Origin of the sequence: Streptomyces scopuliridis, assembly GCF_042790125.1 — a bacterium.
GTDB classification, from domain to species: Bacteria; Actinomycetota; Actinomycetes; order Streptomycetales; family Streptomycetaceae; genus Streptomyces; species Streptomyces scopuliridis_A.
The window spans coordinates 242,649-266,690 of the sequence record NZ_JBHTZS010000010.1; the positions used below are offsets into that span (position 1 = coordinate 242,649).

Consider the following 24,042-nt stretch of genomic DNA (forward strand, 5'->3'; position numbering starts at 1 on the left):
TCCTCTTGGATCGTACGGGTGGTCACGACGCCAGCCCCTCGGCCAGCGGCCCCAGCGCCAGCGCCGGGAAGTAGGTCAGTCCGGCGACGATCAGGATCGTGCCCACGAGCACCCCGCTGAACAGCGGTTTCTCGGTCCTGAGCGTGCCCGCGGTCTCGGGTACGGGGCTCTGCTCGGCGAGCGATCCCGCCAGCGCGAGGACGAACACCATGGGCACGAAGCGGCCGAGCAGCATCGCCAGCCCGATGGTGGTGTTGAACCACTGGGTGTCGGCGTTGAGCCCGGCGAAGGCCGAACCGTTGTTGTTGGCGCCCGAGGTGTAGGCGTACAGGATCTCGGAGAAGCCGTGCGGCCCCGAGTTGGTCATGGAGTGGCCCGGGGTGGGCAGCGCCATGGCCACGGCCGTGAAGCAGAGCACCAGCGCCGGGGTGATCAGGATGTAGCAGGCGGCGAACTTGATCTGACGGCTGCCGATCTTCTTGCCGAGATACTCCGGCGTACGTCCGACCATCAGCCCCGCGATGAACACCGCGATGACGGCCATGATCAGCATGCCGTAGAGACCGGAGCCGACCCCGCCGGGCGCGATCTCGCCGAGCTGCATGCCCAGCAGCGCGATGCCGCCGCCGAACCCGGTGTACGAGGAAAGGAAGGAGTTGACCGCGCCGGTCGAGGTGAGGGTGGTGGCCACCGCGAAGATCGACGAACCGCCGATCCCGAAGCGGGTCTCCTTGCCCTCCAGGGCGCCGCCCGCGATCTCGAACGCCGGGCCGCCGTGGTGGAACTCGGTCCACATCATCAGCGCGGTGAAGCCGAGCCAGATCGTCAGCATCGCGCCGAGGATCGCGTATCCCTGCCGGAGGCTGCCCACCATCCGGCCGAAGGTGCGGGTCATCGCGAACGGGATGAGCAGGATCAGGAAGATCTCGAAGAGGTTGGAGACCGGACTGGGGTTCTCGAAGGGGTGGGCGGAGTTGGCGTTGAAGTAACCGCCGCCGTTGGTGCCCAGCTCCTTGATGACCTCCTGGGAGGCGACCGCGCCACCGTTCCACTGCTGCGAGCCGCCCTGGAACTGACCGACCTCGTGGATGCCCGCGAAGTTCTGGATGGCGCCGCAGGCGACCAGCACGAGCGCGCCGATGACGGCGATCGGCAGCAGGATCCGGACGGTGCCGCGCACCAGGTCCGACCAGAAGTTGCCCAGCTCGCCGGTGCGGGAGCGGGCGAAGCCGCGTACGAGCGCCACCGCGACGGCCATGCCCACGGCCGCCGAGAGGAAGTTCTGGACCGCGAGCCCGCCGGTCTGGACGACATGGCCCATGGCCTGTTCGCCGTAGTACGACTGCCAGTTGGTGTTGGAGACGAAGGAGGCGGCGGTGTTGAACGCCTGGTCCGGATCGATCGACGCGAAGCCGAGCGAGCCGGGAAGCCCGCCCTGGACCCGCTGGAGCAGATACAGGAACAGGACACCGACCGCGGAGAAGGCGAGGACCCCGCGCAGATAGGCGGGCCAGCGCATCTCGGTGGCGGGATCGGCGCCGATGACGCGGTAGATCCACTTCTCGGCCCTGAGGTGCCTGGTCGAGCTGTAGACACGGGCCATGTAGTCGCCGAGCGGGCGGTACGCCAGAGCGAGTGCCACCATCAGGGCGAGCAGCTGGAGCACACCGGCGAGGACGGGGCTCATCACTCAGAACCTCTCCGGGAAGAGAAGGGCGAGGACGAGATAGCCCAGCAGGGCGACGGCTACGACCAGGCCGACGATGTTCTCGGCGGTCACAGCTTCGTCACCCCCTTGGCGACGAGGGCCACCAGCGCGAAGACCGCGAGCGTGGTGACGACGAAGGCCAGGTCGGCCATCGGGTGCTCCTGAAAAGAGTGCGGAAGATCTGACCTCCTGAGGAAACCCGCTGATCCGGCGGACTCCGCCTCCGTTGACGGGTCTCATACGGATGAGGGCCCTGGCTTGACGCACTTCCTACGGTCCCGCCCGTGACCTGTGACACGCTTGTGACCTGTGAAAAGACCGGGGAAAACAACGATGGGCCGCACCCCGTGAAGGGGTGCGGCCCACGCTATTCGCGGTCAGATGTCAGCGCACTTCGGTGATCTCCGGACCGCGCTGGAGCTGCCCCATGCCACCGGAGAAGCGGGACCCCTCCTGCTCCTCCTGCTGGACGCCCTCGGCCACCATCTGCGCGTCGTCCGGCAGCTTGAGGACGATCGGGTCGCGGGGCGCCATCGGTCCCTCGCCGCGTACGACGACGGTGTCCCGGAAGATCTGCTCCAGCAGCCCCGCGGCCTCGGGCTGCACCGCGCCCTGCCCGGAGATCACACCGCGCAGGAACCAGCGGGGTCCGTCGACCCCGATGAAGCGCACCAGCTGGACGCCTCCGGTGCCGTCCGGCAGCTGTACGGGGACCTGCGCGCGCAGCTCCCAGCCCAGCGGGCCCTCGACCTCGTCGATGATGCCGCCCTGCTGGGTGATGCCGGAGGCGATCTCCTCGCGGACCTCGCCCCAGATGCCTTCCTTCTTGGGCGCCGCGAAGGCCTGGAGCTGTACGGCGCTGTCGCGCACGACGACGGTGGCGGCGACGATCGCGTCACCGGCGACCTCTACCCGCAGCTCCATGCCGTCGACCGCGGGGACGAAGACGCCTCCCAGATCCACCCGGCCCTCGCCGGGCTGGGAGACCTCGGAGATGTCCCAGGGACCGTCGGGCCTGGGCGCCGGCGGAAGGTTCGCCCGGCGGGGTGCTTCCTCCGCCTCGCTGGCATCGGCGTCCGCGCCGACGCCGTCGGTGAGCTGCCCGGCCTCGCCCGCTGCGTCCGCCGTGCCCTCTGCGGAACCACTCTTCTTGCGACGTCCGAACACGTCACTGTCCTTCCCGGTCGGATACGACCGAAGCGTATCGATTCCCACCCTGTACCCCGCCCACGGCGGAATGACCACCGGTGGAGCCGAAGCCCCCCTCGGCCCGCGCGGAGCCGGGAAGCTCCGCCACCTCATGGAAGCGCACCTTCTCGACCCGCTGGACGATCAACTGGGCAATCCGGTCGAACCGCTCGAACCGAACGCTCTCGCGCGGGTCCAGATTGACCACGATCACCTTGATCTCTCCACGGTACCCGGCATCCACCGTCCCGGGGGCATTCACCAGTGCGACACCGCAGCGGGCGGCGAGCCCGGAGCGCGGGTGCACGAAGGCCGCGTAGCCGTCGGGCAGGGCGATGGCCACCCCCGTCGGCAGGATGGCCCGCTCACCGGGGGCGAGCTCAGCGGCCTCGGTGGTGACCAGATCGGCTCCCGCGTCGCCCGGGTGCCCATACGACGGAAGCGGCGCCTCCGGATCGACCCGGCGGATCAGTACGTCAAGGGGGCCGGCAGGGACAGGACTCATGGGTTCACCTCGAAGGCGCGGGCGCGCTTGATCTGGTCGGGATCGGCCATGGCGGCCCGGATCTCCTCCTGGCGGCCGTTGTCGATGAAATGGTCGACCTTGACCTCGATGAAAAGGGCGTCGGCACGGACGGCGACGGGCCCCCCGGGGCCGCCGAGCCTGCCGGTGGCGGTGCAGTAGATCTTCCGCCCGTGGACGGCCGTGGTCTCGGCCTCCAGATACAGCGACGTGCCCACCGGTACGGGCCGTACGAACTCGGTCTGGAGCCGGCCGGTCACGGCGATCACCCGCAGCAGCCAGTTCAGCGAGCCGAGCGTCTCGTCCAGCGCGGTGGCCAGCACACCGCCGTGCGCGAGCCCGGGGGCGCCCTGGTGGGCGGGCTTGACGGTGAACTCGGCGGTGATGCGGACGCCCTCACCGGCGCGCGCCAGCAGCTGGAGTCCGTGGGGCTGTGCCCCACCGCAGCCGAAACAGTGTTCGTAGTGCGCCCCGAGCGGCTCCCCGGGGGCGGGGGCGTCGGGGTGCCGTACCGGCGGTACGGCATCGGCCGGCGGCGTCAGGGGCCCCGGCCCCGCGGGGGATCCGGGGGGCGTCCCCCGGGATGGCACGTTGCTCACAGGCGCAGACCTTACCCGCGCGGTCGCCCGGGAGCCGCACCGTGCCAAGCTTGGCTCCATGGAGCCTTCCGCCGCGCGCTACGACGAACGCCTGACCGCCCCCCCGTCCTGGTGGGGGATCACCGCTCTGATCGCCGTCTCGGGCGGTCTGATCACGCTGCCGATGGGGTTGCTGCCGATGCTCGGCGGGGTGATCGGCGCGGGCGCCCTGGCGGCGGCCGCGGTGAGTTCGTACGGCTCGGCGCGGATCCGGGTGGTGGCGGACTCGCTGGTCGCGGGCGAGGCGAGGATCCCGGTCTCCGCGCTCGGTGACGCGGAGGTGCTCGACGCCGAGGAGGCGCGCGCCTGGCGGCTGCACAAGGCCGACCCGCGCGCCTTCATGCTGCTGCGCAGCTATGTGCCGACGGCGCTGCGCGTGGAGATCACGGACCCGGACGACCCGACGCCCTATGTCTATGTGTCGACCCGCGACCCGAAGGCGCTGGCGGCGGCACTGAACGCGGTACGGGCCGCCTGAGAGCCCGCACGGCGGGCGGCGACCTGTCTAGTGGCCCAGTTCCCTGGGCAGCTCGGCGGGGAGCTGCGTGGGCCGCTCCAGCGGCGGCAGCTCGGGCAGCGCGTCCCAGGGGATCTGGCGGGCCCGCAGGTCCTTGCGGATGCGCTCGGCCACCTTCTTGGTGTCCCGCCGGTTCATCAGCGCGCCGACGGCCGCTCCGATCATGAACGGAACGAGATTCGGCAGGCTGCGGACCGTGCGCTTCATGATCTGCTGCCGCAGCTCGCGCTTCATCCGGCCGCTCAGCGCGCCGTTGAAGGTCGACGGTTTGGTGATGTCGACCCCGCGCTCCTCCGTCCAGGACGTCAGATAGGCGGCGCTGCGCTGCCTGAGCGTGCCGGACGGGCGCAGTCCGTAGACCTCGTGCAGCTCCGCGATGAGCTTCAGCTCGATCGCGGCGACGGCGGTGATCTCGGCTGCCAGCTCGGCCGGCATCGCGGGCGGTACGGGCATCATCGCGGCCGCGCCGATACCCGCGCCGACCGTGGAGGTGCTGTTCGCGGCGCCCGCGACCAGCTTGTCCGCCAGCTCCTCCGGGCCCAGGCCCGGGAACTGCTTGCGGAGGGTGGCGAGATCGCGGACCGGAACCCGAGGAGCGTTCTCGATGATCCGGTCGGCGAGATGGGCCAGCGCCGCCTTCGCGCTGTCGCCGCCCCTGCGTACACCCCGTTTGACGGTGTCCAGGCGCCGGCCCCCGGTCTTGGGGCCGCCGTGGTCTTCCCAGACCGCTTCGAGCGAGGCCGGCCGGCCTCGCTCGTCGTCACCCGCGCCGGAACGGGGCGACGGGGCGGAGTGCTCGGCAGCGGGCTGAACGCCTTCTGCCGGGCCTGTGCCGCCCCCGTACACCTCCGGTGAACCCTTACGCCGGAAGCGCCGTTTCCGGAACGGTGTGTCGCCTGCCACGGCCGGCCTGACCTCAGTCGCAGTCGCGGCAGATGGGCTGACCGTTCTTCTCCCTGGCGAGCTGGGAGCGGTGGTGCACCAGGAAGCAGCTCATGCAGGTGAACTCATCCGCCTGCCTGGGCAGCACCCGGACGGACAGCTCCTCGTTGGAGAGATCCGCGCCGGGCAGTTCCAGGCCCTCGGCCTGCTCGAACTCGTCGACGTCGACCGCTGACGTGGACTTGTCGTTCCGACGGGCCTTCAGCTCTTCAAGGCTGTCCTGATCGACGTCGTCATCGGTCTTGCGTGGGGTGTCGTAATCCGTTGCCATGTCGCTCTCCCCCTCTGGGTGTCTGTGGTGTCTCAGCGCGGGTAACGCGTGAGAGGCCGGACTTGTGCCCGACCTGAGGCGGAGATTTTGCCTCACATCAAGGTCTGTTACTCAATCGACACCCAACCGGACTCACGTGGAGTGATCGGCCTCGGGTGGCGAAGGGGACCGTACACGGTCCCAATGTCGTACTTCACGGGCGCCACCCCGTGTACTTCCCGTGATCCCGACCCCTGGAAACCCGGACTTTACCGGCTTTCCGAGAAGGCGTGATCACACAGAGTGGATAGGCGGGAATTCGACCCTGTGATCGATCACACACGGGTCCGCCAAAAACTGATGCCGAGAATTCCGCGCAAAGCGAACAAAGCGATCGTCCGCCCCGAACACTCCGCGCAGTCTCTCAGACCGGGAGAGTGACACGCATCACGAGTCCACCGCCTTCGCGCGGTTCGGCGTGAATTCGTCCGCCATGGGCGCGCGCCACGGATCTGGCGATCGAAAGACCGAGGCCAACTCCCTTGTCACTGCCGGTGCGCTCCGTCCGCAGCCGCCGGAACGGCTCGAAGAGATTGTCGATCTCGTACGCGGGAACCACGGGACCGGTATTCGATACCACCAGGACCGCCTGCCCCGGCTCGATCGCGGTGGTGACCTCTACCCAGCCGCCCTCCGGGATGTTGTAACGGACGGCGTTCTGCACCAGATTGAGCGCGATCCTCTCCAGCAGGACGCCGTTGCCCTGCACGACGGCGGGCACGCGTTCGCCCCGGATCTCCACCCCCTTCGCCTCCGCCTCGGAGAGCGTCTGGTCCACGGCGCGGGTCGCGACCTCGCCGAGATCGACCGGTTTTCGTTCCACGATCTGGTTGTCGCTGCGGGCGAGCAGCAACAGGCCCTCCACCAGCTGCTCACTGCGTTCATTGGTGGCCAGCAGGGTCTTGCCGAGCTGCTGGAGCTCCACGGGCGCCCCCGGATCGGAGAGATGGACCTCCAGCAGGGTGCGGTTGATCGCGAGCGGTGTACGCAGCTCGTGCGAGGCGTTCGCGACGAACCGTTGCTGCGCGCTGAACGCCCGCTCGAGCCGCTCCAGCATCTCGTCGAAGGTGTCGGCCAGTTCCTTGAGTTCGTCGTCGGGGCCGTCCAGCTCGATGCGCCGGGACAGGTCGGAGCCGACCACGCGGCGCGCGGTACGGGTGATCCGGCCCAGCGGCGAGAGGACCCGGCCGGCCATCGCGTAGCCGAAGGCGAACGCGATGACGCTGAGGCCGACCAGCGCGAAGAGCGAGCGGCTGAGCAGATCGTCGAGCGCCTGCTGGCGCTGGTGGTTGACGCAGGCGTTCATCGCCGCGTTGAACTCCTCCGGGGGCGCCTGGTCCGGGAAGTTGCAGACGTCGCTGCTGACCTTGCCCGTCACGATCTTGAAGGGCAGCTCGCTGCCCACGTGCAGGGCCTGCGCGGCCAGCAGATAGATGATCGAGAGCAGCAGGATGCCGGCGATCAGGAACATTCCGCCGTAGAGCAGCGTGAGCCGTATCCGGATGGTCGGACGCACCCAGGGAAGCGACTGGTCCGGGCGCCTGGGGTCCCAGGTCGGTTTCGGCGGCGCCGCGGGGGGCGCGGGTGTGCTGGCCACGGACATCAGATCCGGTATCCGGAGCCGGGCACCGTGACGATCACGGGTGGCTCACCGAGCTTGCGGCGCAGTGTCATGACGGTCACGCGGACGACATTGGTGAACGGGTCGGTGTTCTCGTCCCACGCCTTCTCCAGCAGCTGCTCGGCCGAGACGACCGCGCCCTCGCTGCGCATGAGGACTTCGAGCACCGCGAATTCCTTGGGGGCGAGCTGGATCTCCCTGCCGTCGCGGAAGACCTCGCGGCGGTTGGGGTCGAGCTTGATCCCGGAGCGCTCCAGCACGGGTGGCAGCGGTACGGTCGTACGGCGGCCGAGCGCCCGTACCCGCGCGGTCAGCTCGCTGAACGCGAAGGGCTTGGGCAGATAGTCGTCCGCGCCCAGCTCCAGCCCCTCGACCCGGTCGCTGACATCGCCCGAGGCCGTGAGCATCAGGACCCGGGTGGGCATCCCCAGCTCGACGATCTTCCGGCAGACGTCGTCTCCGTGGACGACGGGCAGATCGCGGTCGAGCACCACCACGTCGTAGTCGTTCACCCCGATGCGCTCCAGGGCCGCCGCTCCGTCGTACACGACGTCGACGGCCATGGCCTCCCGGCGGAGTCCGGTGGCCACCGCATCGGCGAGCAGTTGCTCGTCCTCGACGACGAGTACGCGCACGTCGCTGTTCCTTCCTCTGGGCCCGTCACCCGTGATCAGGGCAGGTTGTATCACTGGCTGTGCGGGCCCATCCTGCCCTTAACGGCCATAAACCGGCGGTAAGACGATGCCGGATGACCTGGCACCTCCGGGAATGGACCGGATTTGTTGATGCGTTGAGGTTTCTCGGCGGCGGACGGTGGGGAAGACGCTTTCACACCCGAGATCACGCCCTGTTTGTGGCATGCCACACCCTTATCTGTCATCCAGAGGCAGTGGGTGCGTGATCTTCCCGCCGTCGGCACACCCCCGTGCCACCGACCACGACGTCGGCACACCCCCGTGCCACTGACCCACGACGAGGGGGCGCAATGGACGCGTTCACCGCCGGGCTTCTGCAGCGTATAAAGGCCACGGAAACGGATCTCACCCATGCCCGTGAAACGGGCGACGACTTCCTCGCGGATGTCGAACAGGAAGAGCTGGACGACCTTCGCCGGCTTGCCGCCGAGCACGGCGTGGATGTGGAGGTCGGCGCCGCCAGTGGCGTCTGACCTGCACCGCGGTCGCACAGACACCGTCGTACAGCCATAGCCGTACAGACATACAGAATCTAGACAATTACAGAGCCGTAGATACCTACAGAGAAGGGCCCCGGCGCCGAGGGGAACGGTGCCGGGGCCCTTCCATGTGCCGGTCCGGCCGTGCCTCGGCCGGACAGAACCTAGTCGTGCCAGGCGCCGTACTCCTCCAGCAGCGCCTGGAGCGGCTCGAAGACACCGGGGGTGGCGGCCACCGTCAGGTCGTAGCCCGGCCGGGTGCCGGGACGGCCGCCCGTGAGCGCGCCCGCCTCGCGGGCGATGAGATCACCGGCCGCCAGGTCCCAGGGATGCAGTCCGCGCTCGTAGTAGCCGTCGAGCCGGCCCGCCGCGACATCGCAGAGGTCGGCCGCCGCCGAGCCGCCGCGGCGGATGTCGCGCAGCCGGGGGATCAGCCGCTGGGCGATCCCCGCCTGGTGGGTGCGGACGGCGGTGACGTAGTTGAAGCCGGTGGACACCAGGGCACGCTCCAACGGCGGAGCGGGGCGGCATCCGATCGGGCGGTCATTGAGGAACGCTCCGCCACCGCGCACGGCGCGGAAGACCTCGCGGCGCAGCGGGATCGCGACGACTCCGGCCAGCGTCTCGCCGTCGCGTTCCGCGGCGATGGAGACGGCCCAGGTGGGCAGCCCGTACAGGTAGTTGACCGTGCCGTCCAGCGGGTCGATGACCCAGCGGACCCCGCTGCTGCCCGCCGAGCTGGCGCCTTCCTCACCCAGGAAGCCGTCGTCGGGGCGGTGTTCGGAGAGATAGCCGGTGATCAGTTTCTCGGCCGCGATGTCCATCTCGGTGACGACGTCGATGGGGCTGGACTTGGTGGCCGCGACGGCCAGATCGTCGGGGCGGCCGTCCCGCAGCAGCGAGCCGGCCCGGCTCGCCGCCTCCAGGGCGAGTGCCAGCAGTTCGTCGCTCAGGGCGTCGCCGGGCAGGGCGCCCTCGTCGGCGTCCTTGTTGGCGTCCTCGTTCGGGGCGTCGGTCACAGCGGGCTCCTTCAGGCGTACGGGCTGTCGGCGCCCGCCGCGGCGGGCCTGGGGGCACGGGCGGGGCAGCAGCCGACCGGGCAGAGGTCATGGCTCGGGCCGAGCGCGCCCAGGGCGCAGCGTTCCACCGCGCGCCCCCGCTCGGTGGCGGCGCGTTCCAGGAGGAGATCACGTACGGCCGCGGCGAAGCGCGGGTCCGCCCCCACCGTCGCCGAGCGGCGTACGGGGAGCCCCAGCTCGGCGGCCTTGGCGGTGGCCTCGGTGTCGAGGTCGTACAGGACCTCCATATGGTCGGAGACGAAGCCGATGGGGGCCATCACGACGGCAGGGACGCCGGCGCCGTGCAGGGTCTCCAGGTGGTCGCAGATGTCCGGCTCCAGCCACGGGATGTGCGGGGCGCCGCTGCGCGACTGGTAGACGAGCTGCCAGGGGTGCTCGACGCCGGTCTCCTCGCGGACCGCGTCCGCGATCAGCCGGGCGACATCGAGATGCTGTGCCACATAGGCACCGCCCTCGCCGCGGGCCTCGGCCGGCCCCGAGGTGTCGGCGGCGGCGTCGGGGATGGAGTGGGTGGTGAAGGCGAGATGCGCGCCCGCGCGTACGTCCTCCGGCAGGTCCGCGAGCGAGGCGAGCACGCCGTCGACCATGGGGCGCACGAAGCCGGGGTGGTTGAAGTAGTGGCGCAGCTTGTCCACCCGCGGCACCGCGAGCCCCTCTTCGGCCAGGGTGGCGAGCGCGTCCGCGAGGTTCTCGCGGTACTGGCGGCAGCCCGAGTACGAGGCGTACGCGCTGGTGGCGAGCACGGCGATACGGCGCCGGCCGTCCGCGACCATCTCGCGCAGGGTGTCGGTCAGATACGGCGCCCAGTTGCGGTTGCCCCAGTAGACCGGCAGATCCACGGCGTGCTCGGCGAAGTCCTTGCGCAGGGCGTCCAGCAGGGCGCGGTTCTGTTCGTTGATCGGGCTGACCCCGCCGAACAGGAAGTAGTGCTTGCCCACTTCCTTCAGCCGTTCCTGGGGGATGCCACGGCCCCGGGTCACGTTCGCCAGGAACGGAACCACATCGTCCGGGCCCTCGGGACCGCCGAAGGACAGCAGAAGCAGAGCGTCGTAGGGGGAAGTCGCGAGCTGTTCTGGCATGTGTCCGATCCTCCCACCCGGCGCTCCACGTCCGGCAACCGCGCCCCGACGGAGGCGGCCGGCGCCGTCCGGCCGGAAATCCGGGCGCGCGCGACGGACCCGCGACCGTAAGCTGTATCGCCAGATTCATTCCTTACCGGAGCGTCCGTTGCCCAGTTCCTACCACGCGATATTCGCCGCTCCCGGTACCAAGGGATTCAGTGCGGCCGGTCTGATCGGCAGAATGCCGCTCGCCATGATGGGCATCGGCATCGTGACGATGATCTCCCAGCTCACCGGGCGTTACGGACTGGCGGGGGCGCTCTCCGCGACGCTGGCGATGTCCGCCGCGCTGCTCGGTCCGCAGATCTCCCGGCTCGTTGACCGGCACGGCCAGGGGCGGATCCTGCGGCCGGCCACCCTGGTCGCGGTGACGTCCGTGGCGGGGCTGCTCGTCTGCGCCCAGCAGTCCGCCCCCGACTGGACCTTGTTCGTCTTCGCCGCGGGCGCGGGGTGTGTGCCGAGCCTCGGCGCGATGGTGCGGGCGCGCTGGGCCGCGATCTACCGGGGCTCACCGCGCGAGCTGCACACCGCGTACGCGTGGGAGTCGATCATCGACGAGGTCTGCTTCATCTTCGGCCCGATCGTCTCCATCGGGCTCTCCACCGCCTGGTTCCCGGAGGCGGGTCCGCTGCTCGCGGCCGTCTTCCTGATCGTCGGTGTCGTCTGGCTGACCGCGCAGCGCGCCACCGAGCCCGTACCGCAGCCGCGCGAGCAGCACACCGGGGGTTCGGCGCTCCGCTCCCCCGGGCTGCGCGTCCTGGTGGCGACCTTCGTCGCGACCGGCGCGATCTTCGGCGCGGTCGATGTGGTGACGGTCGCCTTCGCGGAGGAGCGGGGCCACAAGTCGGCCGCGAGTCTGGTGCTGGCCGTGTACGCGCTCGGATCCTGCCTCGCCGGGGTGGTGTTCGGGCTGCTGCATCTCACCGGTCCCCCCGCGCGGAGGTGGCTGGTGGGTATCTGTGTGATGGCCGTGAGTATGATCCCCCTCCAACTGGCCGGGAACCTGCCGTTTCTGGCCGTGGCGCTCTTTGTCGCGGGCCTCTCCGTCGCACCGACGATGGTGACGACCATGGCCCTCGTCGAAGCGCACGTACCGCGCACCAAGCTGACCGAGGGCATGACCTGGACCAGTACCGGGCTCGCGGTCGGTGTGGCGCTGGGCTCGTCGGCCGCCGGCTGGGTGGTGGACGCGGCCGGCGCCGAGGCGGGGTACGGGGTGCCCGTCGCGGCGGGCGCGGCCGCGGCCGTGGTGGCGTTCCTGGGGTATCGCCGGCTGCGCGGGCCGGTACCGAGTCGGGGAGGGCGCGGGGCGGATGACCAGGAACCGTACGACGGCCACAAGAGCGTGGCGTAACTGGGCGGGGACCGTCACGGCCCGTCCGGCCCGCGTGGTGACCCCGGCCTCCGTCGAGGAACTGACCGGGGCGGTACGCCGGGCGGCGCGGGACGGGCTCAGGGTCAAGGCCGTCGGTACGGGCCACTCCTTCACCGCGGCCGCCGCCACCGACGGGGTGCTGATTCGCCCCGATCTGCTCACCGGCATCAGGGAGTTGGACCGGGCGGCGGGCACCGTGACCGTGGCGGCGGGCACGCCGCTGAAACGGCTGAACACGGCGCTGGCCAGAGAGGGACTGTCGCTCACCAATATGGGCGACATCATGGAGCAGACCGTCGCGGGCGCCACCTCCACCGGCACCCATGGCACCGGCCGGGACTCGGCCTCCATAGCCGCCCAGATCCGGGCCCTGGAACTCGTCACGGCCGACGGCTCGCTGCTGCGTTGCTCGGCCGGGGAGAACCCGGAGGTCTTCGCCGCCGCGCGGATCGGGCTCGGCGCGCTGGGTGTGATCACCGCGGTCACCCTGGCGGTGGAGCCGGTCTTCCTGCTGACGGCCCGTGAGGAGCCGATGACCTTCGACCGGGTCACGGCCGAGTTCGGCCAGCATGTCGCGGAGAACGAGCACTTCGAGTTCTATTGGTTCCCGCACACCGGCAACTGCAACACCAAGCGCAACAACCGCAGCGCGGGTCTCGCGGATCCGCCCGGCCGGCTCAGCGGCTGGATCGAGGACGAACTCCTCTCCAACGGGGCCTTCCAGGTGGCCTGTTCGCTCGGCCGCGCCGTTCCCGCCACCATCCCCGCGCTCGCCAGGATCTCCAGCCGCGCCCTCTCCGCCCGTACGTACACGGACATCCCTTACAAGGTCTTCACTTCCCCGCGCCGGGTGCGGTTCGTGGAGATGGAATACGCGCTGCCGCGCGAGGCCGCGGTCGGGGCGCTGCGCGAGGTCAAGGCGATGATCGAGCGTTCCCCACTGCGGGTGAGTTTCCCGGTGGAGATACGGACGGCCCCGGCGGACGACATCACGCTCTCGACGGCGTCGGGCCGGGAGAGCGCGTACATCGCGGTGCATCTGTACCGGGGCACGCCGTACCGCTCCTACTTCACCGCGGTGGAGCGGATCATGACCGCGCACGGCGGCCGGCCGCACTGGGGGAAGATCCACACCAGGGACGCGGCCTATCTGTCCGGGGTGTATCCGCGCTTCGGTGAGTTCACGGCGCTACGGGACCGGCTCGATCCGGACCGGCTGTTCGGGAACGACTATCTGCGGCGCGTCCTCGGGGACTGAGTGCCGATGCCCTCCCCGCGCCCCACTCCCCCGTCCCCGGAGCGGTCCGGTTACGGGCCCGTCGTCGCGGAGTCGCCTGTTCCGGTGTCACTCGTTCCGGTACCGCCGGAGCCGTCGGAGGGCGTCGGTCCCGGACTGGAGCCGCCGGAGTCCGAGGGGGTGGCGGAGGGCGTGGTGGACGGGGCGGGCGACGGATCCGTGCTGCCGCCCTGTCCCGTGTCCGTACCCGTACCCGTGCTCGGTCCGGTGCCGGGCGAGCCGCTCGGGTCCGTACCGCCGGTGCCGTCCGACGACCGCCCGTCCGGTGTCCCGCTCGGATCGCCGCCGGGGCCCGGGGAGTTGGCGGGGTCCTTCGACGGGGTGGAATCGCCGCCACCGCCGCGCACGACGTATCCGACGGTCGTCCCCTTGCCTCCGTTCAGATCCTGCCCGGCGGCCAGTTCGAACCCGGTGATGCCGGCCATCGCCACCACGAAGACGACAACGGCCGCGCGGAGCGGGCGCTTCCAGCCCCGTACCCGGGTGCCATGGGTGGTGGCCTCCCCGAACTCCCCGTCAGGCAGGGGCGGTTCGGCCGGAACGTCCCGTACCGGCACCTGCCGGCCGCCCGGCTTCGCCTGGACGGTGACCTCGCGTATCTGCTCGCCGGTGCGCCGGAACAGATGCTGGAAGAGCGGGCCGCCGCAGGTGGCGATCACGCTGACCAGACCGGCGCCGGCGATCGTCCCGTACACGCCGAGCCGGGAGGCGAGCACGGCCGCCGCGACCGCCGCGAGCGTGCTGCCCCCGACCTGCGCCACGCTCAGTTCGAGCCGCCGCTCCCCCTGCTTTCCGGATACCTCGCTCCCGTCCTGGCGCGTACTGATGCCCGGCCTCTGATCCATCTACCGTCCCTGATCGCCCATCTGCCCCACCTTGCACCAGGAAAGGACCACTGGGCGAAACGGATAGTTCCGATTTTGGGGATTCTGTGAAGCAGGACACCCGTTCGGGATCGTCACCCGGACTCAACTCCCCTACCCTGGGAGAACTTGGGCGGCGCGCCGGTCCACCCCCGTGGCCCGAATGGAGTACTGTGGCGAGCCCTGGGGCCGGACTCCCTCATGGGCGTCCGGGACCAACGGGAAGGGGGCCGAACGTGGCACTCGATCCGGCGGAGCCGTGGCACCGTACGGGCACCTGCTGCAGAGAGTGACCCGGTTCGTCACTCTGCGTCGCAAACGGGTAACCGTGCCATCGGCGATCCAGGACCCATGCCCGACACGCCGGGCAGCACGGAAAGGTTGTGGCAGGCTGCACCCGGGCAGGCCACACTCGACTAGCGGAAGCAGCGACGCACGTGACGTCGGCAGGCACCACCCGGGAGGTCCCCATGCCCGAACTGCGTGTCGTGGCCGTCTCCAACGACGGCACACGACTGGTGCTCAAAGCTGCCGACAGCACGGAATACACGCTTCCGATTGACGAGCGGCTGCGCGCCGCCGTGCGCAACGACCGCGCGCGTCTCGGCCAGATCGAGATCGAGGTGGAGAGCCACCTCAGACCGCGCGACATCCAGGCGCGGATACGAGCCGGTGCCTCCGCCGAGGAGGTCGCGCAGCACGCCGGAATCCCGGTGGACCGGGTCCGCCGTTTCGAGGGGCCGGTGCTCGCGGAGCGCGCCTTCATGGCGGAGCGGGCCAGGAAGACGGCCGTGCGCCGGCCCGGCGAGAACACCGGACCCCAGCTCGGTGAGGCCGTACAGGAACGGCTGACGCTGCGCGGCGCCGACAAGGAGACCGTGCAGTGGGACTCCTGGCGTCGCGACGACGGCACCTGGGAAGTCCTGCTGGTCTATCTGGTCGCGGGCGAGCCGCACTCCGCGAGCTGGACGTACGACCCGCCCCGGCGGCTCGTGCAGGCCGTGGACGACGAGGCGCGCGCGCTGATCGGTGACACGGACGACACGGTCGCCGCGAAGGAGCCGAGCTTCCCGTTCGTGCCCCGGATCGCCCGGCTGCCGCGCGACCGGCCGCTGGATCGTTCCCTCGACCGGCAGCTGGAGCGGCCGGTCGCGCCGGAGCCGGAGGACACGAGCGAGCGCGACTCGCTGACCAGCCTGCTGGAGGCGGTGCCGAGCTTCCGCGGCGACATGGTGGTGCCCGAGCAGCCGGCGGGTCCGCCCGCGGACCAGGAGGAGGAGCCGGACGCCGAGGAGCCGGTGGCGCCCGCCGCCTCGGCCGGTGCCGGATCGGCGTACGCGGATGTGCTGATGCCACGCTCGGTGGCCGGTCACCGGGACCGGCTCACGGGCACGACGGACCGCCAGGCGGAGGCGGACGGCGTCCGTCCGGGCAGGCGGGCCGCGGTGCCGAGCTGGGACGAGATCGTGTTCGGTACGCGCCGCAAGAAGCAGGATTAGCGGGTTCGTACGCCACGTACATACGGCGCGGGAGGGGCCGGTACTCACCACTGCTGGTGAGTACCGGCCCCTCCGGTGTGTCCAGGACCTGTGGGGATCCGGCTTACTCCTGTGGGGGATCCGGCTTACTGGGGATCCGGTCCCTTGGCGACCGGACGTGAGGCGTCGGCGGACCACTCGGACCAGGAACCCGCGTACAGCGCCGCCGGGATGCCCGCGATCTCCAGGGCAAGCACCTCATGGGCCGCCGAAACCCCCGAGCCGCAGTAGACGCCGACCTTCGAATCACCGGTGACCCCCAGCGCCGCGAAGCGGGACGCGAGGTCCTGGGCCGGGAGGAACCCACCGTTTTCAGCCACATTCTCCGAGGTGGGCGCCGACAGCGCGCCGGGGATATGGCCGCCGACGCGGTCGATCGGCTCGACATCGCCGCGGTAGCGCTCGGCCGCCCGCGCGTCCAGCAGCAGCCCCTCGCGCGCCAGGGACGCCGCGGCGTCCGCGTCCAGCAGCGGGAGCGCGCCGGGCGCCGGGGTGAAGTCGCCCTCCTCCGGCACGGGGATCTCGGTGGTCATGGGGCCGGTCCAGCCGGCCAGCCCGCCGTCCAGGACCCGGACGTCCGGGTGGCCCGCCCAGCGCAGCAGCCACCAGGCGCGGGCCGCCGCCCAGGACTGTCCGCCGTCGTACACCACGACCGGCCTGTCCTGCGAGACTCCGGCCCGGCGCATCGCCGCGCCGAAGGCCGCCACGTCGGGCAGCGGGTGCCGGCCGGCCGCGCCGGGCGGGCCCGCCAGTTCCTGGTCGAGGTCGATGAAGACGGCGCCCGGCAGATGGCCGGCCTCGTACTGCGCGCGGCCGGGCGGACCGCCGAGCTGCCAGCGGGCGTCGAGCAGGACGGGCGGGCGGGGGCCGGCCGACTCGCAGGCGAGTTCCGCCGCGGTGATGATGGCTGTCATGGAAGCCATCCTCGCGCACGATCCGGGCCGCCCGTAACGGAGGAGAAACAGGGGGTAAACGGCAAATCGAGATCCCGCCAAATGCGGCGCGGCCACCCGGCGCCGGATGGCGGTGGGTGACAGCATCTTCACGGCTGTACGGCCATGTCCCGCACCGCGGCTCGCGCTCGGCCCGGGGCCGCCATGACGAAGGTCCGAGGAGAGAGTGACGATGACCGAGGCAGCGATCCGGCGCACACCCGGCACACCCTGTTGGGTGAGTCTGATGGTGCACGGCCTTGCCGCGACCGAGGAATTCTACGGAGCGCTGTTCGGCTGGGAGTTCCAGCCGGGACCGCAGCAGCTCGGACCGTATGTCCGCGGACTGCTCGACGGCAAGGCGATCGCGGGCATCGGCCAGCTGCCGCCGGACCGGCAGCTGCCCATCTCCTGGATGACCTATCTGGCGACGGACGACGCCGATCTGACGGCCGAGCTGATCAGGAGCTGCGGCGGCACCGTCGGCGTGGGACCGCTGGACGCGGCCGAGGCCGGCCGGATGGCCATAGCCGCGGACCCGTCCGGTGCGGTCTTCGGGATCTGGCAGGCGGCGGCGCATATCGGCACGGCCGTGGCCGGAGCCCATGGCACACCGGTCTGGAACGAACTGATCACGCGTGAGACATCCTCGGTCGGGAAGTTCTACGAGGCGGTCTTCGGCTATGACGTGGAGGAGGTCGTCTCCGCCGACCTCGACTTCATGACACTGCGTCTGGAGGACCGGCCCGTCGCCTCACTGCACGGCGTGGGCCGGTCGCTCAACCGGGATCTGGGCTCGCACTGGATGACGTACTTCGAGGTGGACGACACGGACGCCGCCGCGGGGCTGGTGACCGAGCTGGGCGGGCAGGTGATCGCGCCACCGCGTGAGAGCGAGGACGGGCGGCTCGCGACGGTCGCGGACCCGGAGGGCGCGGTCTTCACGATCGTACGGTCGCCCACGCGCTGACCGGCCGCGTACCGGCCCGCCACTGACCAGGGCCCTGATGCGGGTCAGACCGGGAGGACGTCCGGGGAGAGGGCGGCCGCCCGCGCGGAGGCCGCGGTCATCCGGCGGCGGTGATGGCGCCGGCACAGCACCTCGTACCCGACCTCGTTCCCGTTCTGGTGGACATCCCCGACCACGACCTGCGCCCCCTCGACCACCATGACGCCGCCGACCGTCCGCGCGTTGTGCGTGGCCCGCGCGCCGCACCAGCAGAGCGCCTCGACCTGGAGGACCTCGACCCGGTCGGCCAGCTCCACCAGCCGCTGCGATCCGGGGAAGAGCTTGGAGCGGAAGTCGGTGGTGATGCCGAAGGCGAAGACGTCCAGTTCCAGATCGTCCACCACCCGCGCGAGCTGGTCGACCTGCCCGGGCGCGAGGAACTGGGCCTCGTCGGCGATGACATAGTCGCACCGGCCGCCCTTGGAGAGCCGGTCCACCAGATACGCGTAGAAGTCGAAGCCCTCGGCGGCCTCGACGGCGTCGGTCACCAGGCCGAGCCGGGAGGAGAGTTTGCCCTCGCCCGCGCGGTCGTCGCGGGTGAAGATCATGCCCTGGAGCCCGCGCGCGGACCGGTTGTGCTCGATCTGAAGAGCGAGGGTGCTCTTTCCGCAGTCCATCGTTCCGGAGAAGAACACCAGCTCTGGCATGAGGGGGTGACGGCCTTTCGGTGACAGGAGGAGAGCCCGGAAACCGCGACAAGCGGTCCATCGGGCCCTAAGAGCGTACTTCGAGCAGCGGGACCAGCTGCTCGACGGGGGTCATCGAACCGTGCATCGCGACCATCGCCGACTCGTGCGGCTCCTGTGCGGAGGCGGTGATCGCCACATCGTCATGGGCCGCCGCGACGACATCGCCGATCCGGTCGTACACCCGCTCGTCCATCGCTCCTGGCGGTCCGAACCAGCCCGCCGCGATCGCCTCGTCCCGGCTCGCCACCCAGAAGCGGTCGCCGAGCACCTCGCGCCAGACGGTGAGCACATCGGTCGCGGCGCCCGGTACGGCGTAGACATGGCGGGCCCGGCCCTCGCCGCCGAGCAGCGCCACCCCGGCGCGCAGTTCCCAGTCCTCGTCGAAGTCGATGCGCGACTCCTCGTCGAAGGGGATGTCGATCATGCCGTGGTCGGCGGTGACGTAGAGCGCGGCCCGGGGCGGCAGTTGCTCGGCGAGGCGCTGGGCGAGCCGGTCGGCATACATCAACTGGCCGCGCCAGGCGTCGGAGTCGACACCGAAGCGATGGCCCTTGCCGTCGACCTCGCTGTAGTACGTGTAGACCAGCGACCGGTCCCCCGCGCCGAGTTGCTCGGCCGCCAGGTCCATCCGCTCCTCGCCGGAGAGCCGGCCGAGGAAGGTCCCGCCGCTGAGCGCGACCTTGGTGAGCGGGGTGTGGGCGAAGGTCGGCGACGAGACCTGGGCGGTGTGCACGCCCGCGGCGTCGGCGAGCTGGAAGACGGTGGGGTACGGCTGCCAGACGTGCGGCGCGGTCCAGGGCTTCCAGCGCAGCTGGTTCATCAGCGCGCCGGTCGCCGGGTCCCGGACCGTGTATCCGGGCAGGCCGTGAGCGGCGGGCGGCAGGCCCGTGCCGACGGAGGCGAGGGAGGTCGCGGTAGTGGCCGGGAAGCCCGCGGTGAGGGGGCGGCCGGTGTTGCCGCGCGAGCTGCCGAGCAGGGAGGTCAGATAGGGCGCTTCGTCGGGGTGGGCCTTGATCTGTTCCCAGCCGAGGCCGTCGATCAGAAAGACGCAGTTCCGGTCGGCGGGGGTCAGTTCGGAGATGGCCGCGGTCAGGTTCGGTACGCCCTGGCCGGCCGCGAGCGTGGGCAGCAGATCGGCGAGCGAGCCGCTGCCGTACTCGGGCAGCGGCGCGGTGTCGAGGGCGAGCGGGACGGGGTCCTGCCAGAGGGCTTCGGCGGCCATCAGCGGCCGGGCGCCGTGCCGGCGGCGGTGGCTTCGGAGAGGGCCTGGGCGAACGCGAGCGTCTGGCGGACGGTGTCCGGGCCGTCACCGGCCTCGCTGACGCGCAGGCTCAGATCGTCGGCGGTGGAGCTGCCGGTGTAGCCGTGGTCCGCCTCGCAGTTGGGGTCGCCGCAGGCGGCCGGCTCCAGATCGATCCGGGAGACGGCGCCCCAGCCGATGGTGAGGACGACCTCGCGCGGCGGGGTGCCGGGGGTGTACGACTCCGGGTTGGCGACGACGCGGCTGACCACGACCGACGAGATCCGGTCGAGCTTGACCGACTCGGTGGAGGTGGTGGCGAACGGGGTCGGGGAACTGGAGTCGGCGGCCTGCTCGTCGGTGTGGCTCACGATGAAGCGGTGGGCGGTCAGCACGAGGACGGTGACATGCCGGCGTACCTCGTTGGCGTCGAAGGTGGTCTCCTGATGCACCAGGTACGACGCGATCTGCTCGCCACCGACAGCGGCCTCCACCGCCTCGGCCACGAGAGCCGGGTAGTAGCCGCTGCGCTCGATCGCCGTGCGCAGCCCCTGGGTCGTCGTACCGGTCTTCGCCATGGGCTCCATCCTACGGTGGCCGGATGGCTGCCGGAGACGCCCCGTGGGCCCTGTCTGACACATAGCGCCGTCCGCCCGGAGGGCGGGGCTCGCGGCGTCTGGCGCACTACGTTCGCTGCGCTCTCTCCGTCTCGGCGCCTTGACTCCTCCTTCGGATGCCGAGCGGCGATCGCAAGGCGGAGGGTCGGCGTTGTGAATGGCCCGGACGTACTCGGACGAGCCCGACAACGCAGCGAGCGTGCGTGCCAGACGTCGCGAGTCAGGCGGTATGTGTCAGACAGGGCCCAAGGCCTCATCCGGTCGGAACCTTCAGGGCACGAGCGGCGGCTCAGTAGCTGGGAAGGCGGCGCGGGCCGAGGTCGTCGCGGGCGGGCGGCGGTGCGAGGCGGACGTTCGCGCCGAGGACGGTGAGTCCCCGGGTGGCGACGACCACGGGCTCCAGGGTGACGGAGACGATCTCGGGGTGGTCGTCGACCAGCCGGGAGACCCGCAGCAGCAGCTCCTCCAGGGCGGGGGTGTCGACCGGTGCGGAGCCGCGCCAGCCGAACAGCAGGGGCGCCGAGCGGATGGATCGGATCTGCTCGGCGACATCGCGGTCGGTGGCCGGTACGAGCCGGTGGGCGAGGTCGCCGAGCAGTTCGGAGGGCGCTCCGGCGAGCCCGAAGGAGAGCACGGCTCCGGCGGCGGCGTCGATGGCGGCCCGTACGACGGTGTCCACGCCGCGCGGGGCCATGGCCTGGACGACGGGCCGCAGCTCGGCGGGGCCGCCGAGGGTCTCGGTCAGCTCGTGGTGGGCGAGGCGCAGTTGTGCCTCGTCGGCGAGGTCGAGCCGGACGCCCCCGAGGTCGGAGCGGTGGCGCAGATGGGGCGCGGTGGTCTTCAGCGCGACGGGGTAGCCGAGCCGGTCCGCCGCGGCGACGGCGTCGTCGGGGCCCGGCGCGGGGAGGGTGGGGCGTACGGGGATGCCGTACAGCCCGAGCAGTTCCCGGGTGTCGGCGGCGGCGAGCGGCACGCCGTGGGGGTCGGCGGTGTCGCCGAGCAGCCGGTCGATGAGCGCGGCGGCCGCGCTCTCGTCGATGGTGTCGTCGAGGGACTCGGGCACCTTGCCGGGCTCGGCGCTCTGGCGTCGCCACTGCGCGTACCGGACGGCTTCGGCGAGCGCGCGGACGGCACGTTCGGCGGCGGGGTAGGCGGGGATGCGGCCGGAAGAGGCGGGGGCGGGCGGTGCGGAGGGCGCGGGCGATTCAGCAGGGGCGGCGGGCGCGGGCGGCGCGGAGGGGGCGGGCGGCGCACTGGTGGGGCGCGGGGGCGCGGTCCCGGGCGCGGCAGGACCTCGCGCGCCGCCCTCCACCGCGGCCAGCGCCTCCGCCAGGCCGTCGATCTCCACATGGACCACCGCGACCGGCTTCCCCGGGGCGCTCGCCACGGCCGCGCGCAGCGCGGTGCCCAGGGCGCCTCCGTTGGCGGGATCCGTGGTGCCGGTCTCCCCCACATACGGGATCGCCGTCACCACGACCGCGTCGAAGGCCGGGTCGGACAGGGCCGTCGCGAGGGCGGCGCGGAAGTCCTCCGGAGTCGCCGCGGTGGTGAGGTCGCGCGGCGGCGAGGGGCGCAGGCCCTCCGTCAGACAGGCGTCGTAGGTGAGCAGACCGAGGGATTCGGAGTTGCCGAGGATCGCGACGCGCGGGCCGGCGGGCAGGGGCTGCGAGGCGAGCAGAAGGCCCGCGTCGACCAGTTCGGTGACCGTGTCGACCCGGATCACCCCGGCCTGCCGCAGCAGCGCCGAGACCGTCGCGTCCGGGATACGGGTGACCGGGACCGCGTGGCCGGGCGGCGCGCTGCCGCTGTGCCGCGCGCCCTTCACGACCACGACCGGCTTCAGCGCCGCCGTACGCCGGGCGAGCCGGGTGAACTTCCGCGGGTTGCCGATCGATTCGAGGTAGAGGAGGGCGACATCGGTGTCCGGGTCCTCGTACCAGTACTGGAGGATGTCGTTGCCGGAGACGTCCGCGCGGTTGCCCGCGGAGATGAAGGACGACAGGCCCGCGCCGCGCCGGTAGAGCCCGGAGAGCAGGGCGATGCCGATGGCTCCCGACTGGGTGAACAGGCCGATTCGCCCCTGGTCGGGCGGCTCGGGCGCGAGCGAGGCGTTCAGCCGGACGGTCTCGGCCGTGTTGATGATCCCGAACGCGTTGGGGCCGATGATGCGCATCCCGTACGAGCGGGCCTGCCGCACCAGTTCGCGCTGGCGCTCCAGGCCCTCGCGCCCGCTCTCCGCGTAACCGGCGGAGAGGACCACCAGACCGCGGACGCCGTGCCGGCCGCAGTCCGCGACCGCCTCCGGCACCTGCCCGGCCGGTACGGCGAGGACCGCGAGGTCGACGGGGTCACCGATGAGCGCGACGGACCGGAAGGCGGGGACGCCGTCGAGCGCGCGCAGATCCTCGGCGAAGGCGTGGTTCACCGCGTACACGCGCCCGGTGAAGCCCGCGTCGACCAGATTGCGCAGAACGGTGCGGCCGACGCCGCCGGGCACGCGTCCGGTGCCGACGACGGCCACCGAGCCCGGGGTGAGCAGGCGCTGCACCGAGCGCGCCTCGGCGCGCTGCTCGCGGCCACGCTGGACGGCGAGGGATTCGGCGGTGGGTTCGAGGTCCAGGGTGAGGCGTACGGAGCCGTCCTCGAAGCTCCGCTTCTGGGTGTATCCGGCGTCACGGAACACCTTGATCATCTTGTTGTTGGCGGGAAGCACCTCGGCGGCGAAGCGCCGGATGCCCCGTTCGCGGGCGACCGCCGCGATGTGCTCCAGCAGGGCCGAGGCGACACCGCGTCCCTGGTGGGCGTCCTGGACGAGGAAGGCGACCTCGGCCTCGTCGGCGGGCGCGGTCGCCGGGAGCCCCCGCTCGTCGATGCGGTCGTACCGTACGGTCGCGATGAACTCGCCGCCCACGGTGACGGCGAGGCCCACCCGGTCCACGTAGTCGTGGTGGGTGAAGCGGTGCACGTCCCGGTCGGAGAGGCGCGGGTAGGGGGCGAAGAACCGGTAGTACTTCGACTCGTCGGAGACCTGCTCGTAGAAGCTGACGAGCCGTTCCGCGTCTGCGGTGGTGATGGGCCTGATCCGCGCGGTGCCTCCGTCGCGCAGCACCACGTCCGCTTCCCAGTGACCGGGGTACGCATGGTCCGACGGCGTCTCCATGGGCAAAGCCTACGGCGCGGGCGTCGCCAGGGTCCGGGCCCGGGGCGGGCCGGGTCCCGGGGCAGGCACGGGGGCACTCCCCGGCAACTCCGTGGCACATGAGACGCTGGTCTAGACATCGTTTTTGAGACTTGAAGGGCAACACCATGGCTGAGCGCCGCGTCAATGTCGGCTGGGCCGAGGGCCTGCACGCCCGTCCCGCCTCCATCTTCGTCCGCGCCGCCACGGCCGCTGGCGTCCCGGTGACGATCGCGAAGGCCGACGGCAACCCCGTCAACGCCGCGTCGATGCTCGCGGTGCTCGGCCTGGGCGCGCAGGGCGGCGAGGAGGTCGTGCTGGCTTCCGAGGCGGAGGGCGCCGACGCCGCGCTGGACCGGCTGGCGAAGCTGGTCGCCGAAGGGCTCGACGAGCTTCCCGAGACGGTCTGAACGCAAGACGGCCTGAACGTATTTCCACGGCTTTCCACGACGGAGCCGTGGTCCGCTGAATTCAGCGGACCAC

24 protein-coding genes are annotated in these 24,042 nt (G+C 71.3%); 7 read left to right on the top strand and 17 right to left on the bottom strand.

Annotation, left to right across the window (positions count from 1 at the left end):
- Positions 1 to 22 precede the first annotated feature (22 nt).
- From kdpA to ACFRKB_RS18350, 5 genes are all read right to left on the bottom strand, one after another.
- Positions 23 to 1,687, bottom strand: coding sequence for a potassium-transporting ATPase subunit KdpA (gene kdpA / locus ACFRKB_RS18330; protein ID WP_383106905.1), 1,665 nt, complete (start codon positions 1,685 to 1,687; stop codon positions 23 to 25).
- A 3-nt stretch (positions 1,688 to 1,690) separates the two neighbouring features.
- The gene (gene kdpF / locus ACFRKB_RS18335) at positions 1,691 to 1,780 is read right to left on the bottom strand and encodes a K(+)-transporting ATPase subunit F (protein WP_037727062.1); all 90 of its coding nucleotides are present in this window, start codon (positions 1,778 to 1,780) and stop codon (positions 1,691 to 1,693) included.
- 312 nt (positions 1,781 to 2,092) lie between these two features.
- Positions 2,093 to 2,875, bottom strand: coding sequence for a DUF3710 domain-containing protein (locus tag ACFRKB_RS18340; protein WP_383106907.1), 783 nt, complete (start codon positions 2,873 to 2,875; stop codon positions 2,093 to 2,095).
- A 1-nt stretch (position 2,876) separates the two neighbouring features.
- Positions 2,877 to 3,401 (bottom strand): dUTP diphosphatase, encoded by a 525-nt coding sequence (gene dut / locus ACFRKB_RS18345; protein ID WP_383106909.1) that lies wholly within the window; start codon positions 3,399 to 3,401, stop codon positions 2,877 to 2,879.
- Positions 3,398 to 4,018 carry a PaaI family thioesterase gene (locus ACFRKB_RS18350; RefSeq protein ID WP_365974239.1) on the bottom strand — a complete coding sequence of 207 codons (621 nt, stop codon included), beginning with the start codon at positions 4,016 to 4,018 and terminating at the stop codon, positions 3,398 to 3,400. Before ACFRKB_RS18350 ends, dut begins: the two co-directional genes overlap by 4 nt.
- A 58-nt stretch (positions 4,019 to 4,076) precedes the next feature.
- Between ACFRKB_RS18350 and ACFRKB_RS18355 the strand changes: the two genes are divergently transcribed.
- Positions 4,077 to 4,535 (top strand): DUF3093 domain-containing protein, encoded by a 459-nt coding sequence (locus ACFRKB_RS18355; protein ID WP_383106910.1) that lies wholly within the window; start codon positions 4,077 to 4,079, stop codon positions 4,533 to 4,535.
- 27 nt (positions 4,536 to 4,562) lie between these two features.
- Here the strand turns inward: ACFRKB_RS18355 and ACFRKB_RS18360 are convergent, their stop codons facing one another.
- The 4 genes from ACFRKB_RS18360 to ACFRKB_RS18375 form a co-directional block, all read right to left on the bottom strand.
- A complete protein-coding gene (locus ACFRKB_RS18360) occupies positions 4,563 to 5,477 on the bottom strand; it encodes a hypothetical protein (RefSeq protein ID WP_383106911.1) in 915 nt (304 codons plus the stop codon).
- Between the two features lie 13 nt (positions 5,478 to 5,490).
- Positions 5,491 to 5,787 (bottom strand): DUF4193 domain-containing protein, encoded by a 297-nt coding sequence (locus ACFRKB_RS18365; protein ID WP_030350183.1) that lies wholly within the window; start codon positions 5,785 to 5,787, stop codon positions 5,491 to 5,493.
- Between the two features lie 403 nt (positions 5,788 to 6,190).
- Positions 6,191 to 7,423 carry a sensor histidine kinase gene (locus ACFRKB_RS18370; protein WP_383106913.1) on the bottom strand — a complete coding sequence of 411 codons (1,233 nt, stop codon included), beginning with the start codon at positions 7,421 to 7,423 and terminating at the stop codon, positions 6,191 to 6,193.
- 5 nt (positions 7,424 to 7,428) lie between these two features.
- The gene (locus tag ACFRKB_RS18375; RefSeq protein ID WP_030350181.1) at positions 7,429 to 8,082 is read right to left on the bottom strand and encodes a response regulator transcription factor; all 654 of its coding nucleotides are present in this window, start codon (positions 8,080 to 8,082) and stop codon (positions 7,429 to 7,431) included.
- 350 nt (positions 8,083 to 8,432) lie between these two features.
- Between ACFRKB_RS18375 and ACFRKB_RS18380 the strand changes: the two genes are divergently transcribed.
- Entirely contained in the window at positions 8,433 to 8,615 is a 183-nt protein-coding gene (locus ACFRKB_RS18380) for a hypothetical protein (RefSeq protein ID WP_030350180.1), read from the top strand.
- A gap of 170 nt (positions 8,616 to 8,785) precedes the next feature.
- Here the strand turns inward: ACFRKB_RS18380 and ACFRKB_RS18385 are convergent, their stop codons facing one another.
- Both ACFRKB_RS18385 and ACFRKB_RS18390 read right to left on the bottom strand, forming a co-directional pair.
- Entirely contained in the window at positions 8,786 to 9,640 is an 855-nt protein-coding gene (locus ACFRKB_RS18385) for an inositol monophosphatase family protein (protein WP_383106914.1), read from the bottom strand.
- An 11-nt stretch (positions 9,641 to 9,651) separates the two neighbouring features.
- The gene (locus tag ACFRKB_RS18390; protein WP_383106915.1) at positions 9,652 to 10,779 is read right to left on the bottom strand and encodes a ferrochelatase; all 1,128 of its coding nucleotides are present in this window, start codon (positions 10,777 to 10,779) and stop codon (positions 9,652 to 9,654) included.
- A 148-nt stretch (positions 10,780 to 10,927) separates the two neighbouring features.
- On the opposite strand from ACFRKB_RS18390, the gene ACFRKB_RS18395 reads away from it, so the two are divergent.
- The gene (locus ACFRKB_RS18395) at positions 10,928 to 12,175 is read left to right on the top strand and encodes an MFS transporter (protein WP_383106916.1); all 1,248 of its coding nucleotides are present in this window, start codon (positions 10,928 to 10,930) and stop codon (positions 12,173 to 12,175) included.
- Positions 12,135 to 13,454, top strand: a complete 1,320-nt coding sequence (locus tag ACFRKB_RS18400; RefSeq protein WP_383106917.1) for a D-arabinono-1,4-lactone oxidase — start codon at positions 12,135 to 12,137, stop codon at positions 13,452 to 13,454. The genes ACFRKB_RS18395 and ACFRKB_RS18400 overlap by 41 nt, the downstream gene beginning before the upstream one ends.
- Before the next feature lie 50 nt (positions 13,455 to 13,504).
- Here ACFRKB_RS18400 and ACFRKB_RS18405 read toward each other — a convergent pair whose 3' ends face one another.
- On the bottom strand, positions 13,505 to 14,338 hold the full coding sequence (locus tag ACFRKB_RS18405; protein ID WP_383106919.1) for a hypothetical protein: 834 nt from the start codon (positions 14,336 to 14,338) through the stop codon (positions 13,505 to 13,507).
- 488 nt (positions 14,339 to 14,826) lie between these two features.
- On the opposite strand from ACFRKB_RS18405, the gene sepH reads away from it, so the two are divergent.
- Positions 14,827 to 15,855: a septation protein SepH gene (gene sepH / locus ACFRKB_RS18410; RefSeq protein ID WP_383106920.1), complete on the top strand. Its 1,029-nt coding sequence runs from the start codon at positions 14,827 to 14,829 to the stop codon at positions 15,853 to 15,855.
- Between the two features lie 125 nt (positions 15,856 to 15,980).
- Here sepH and ACFRKB_RS18415 read toward each other — a convergent pair whose 3' ends face one another.
- Complete coding sequence (locus ACFRKB_RS18415; RefSeq protein ID WP_383106921.1) at positions 15,981 to 16,808, bottom strand: sulfurtransferase; 828 nt, start codon at positions 16,806 to 16,808, stop codon at positions 15,981 to 15,983.
- Positions 16,809 to 17,019: 211 nt separating this feature from the next.
- Here ACFRKB_RS18415 and ACFRKB_RS18420 point away from each other — a divergent pair, with 211 nt between their 5' ends.
- Positions 17,020 to 17,796 carry a VOC family protein gene (locus ACFRKB_RS18420; RefSeq protein WP_383106923.1) on the top strand — a complete coding sequence of 259 codons (777 nt, stop codon included), beginning with the start codon at positions 17,020 to 17,022 and terminating at the stop codon, positions 17,794 to 17,796.
- 44 nt (positions 17,797 to 17,840) lie between these two features.
- On the opposite strand, the gene ACFRKB_RS18425 is transcribed toward ACFRKB_RS18420, so the two are convergent.
- The 4 genes from ACFRKB_RS18425 to ACFRKB_RS18440 all read right to left on the bottom strand — a co-directional run bounded on the left by ACFRKB_RS18425 (position 17,841) and on the right by ACFRKB_RS18440 (position 23,541).
- Complete coding sequence (locus ACFRKB_RS18425) at positions 17,841 to 18,482, bottom strand: thymidine kinase (protein WP_383106925.1); 642 nt, start codon at positions 18,480 to 18,482, stop codon at positions 17,841 to 17,843.
- Between the two features lie 67 nt (positions 18,483 to 18,549).
- Positions 18,550 to 19,746, bottom strand: a complete 1,197-nt coding sequence (locus tag ACFRKB_RS18430) for an alkaline phosphatase family protein (RefSeq protein WP_383106926.1) — start codon at positions 19,744 to 19,746, stop codon at positions 18,550 to 18,552.
- Complete coding sequence (locus ACFRKB_RS18435) at positions 19,746 to 20,351, bottom strand: DUF5998 family protein (protein WP_383106928.1); 606 nt, start codon at positions 20,349 to 20,351, stop codon at positions 19,746 to 19,748. Before ACFRKB_RS18435 ends, ACFRKB_RS18430 begins: the two co-directional genes overlap by 1 nt.
- 319 nt (positions 20,352 to 20,670) lie before the next feature.
- Complete coding sequence (locus ACFRKB_RS18440; protein ID WP_383106930.1) at positions 20,671 to 23,541, bottom strand: bifunctional acetate--CoA ligase family protein/GNAT family N-acetyltransferase; 2,871 nt, start codon at positions 23,539 to 23,541, stop codon at positions 20,671 to 20,673.
- Between the two features lie 146 nt (positions 23,542 to 23,687).
- On the opposite strand from ACFRKB_RS18440, the gene ACFRKB_RS18445 reads away from it, so the two are divergent.
- Positions 23,688 to 23,969, top strand: a complete 282-nt coding sequence (locus ACFRKB_RS18445; protein ID WP_030350167.1) for an HPr family phosphocarrier protein — start codon at positions 23,688 to 23,690, stop codon at positions 23,967 to 23,969.
- Positions 23,970 to 24,042: the final 73 nt, after the last annotated feature.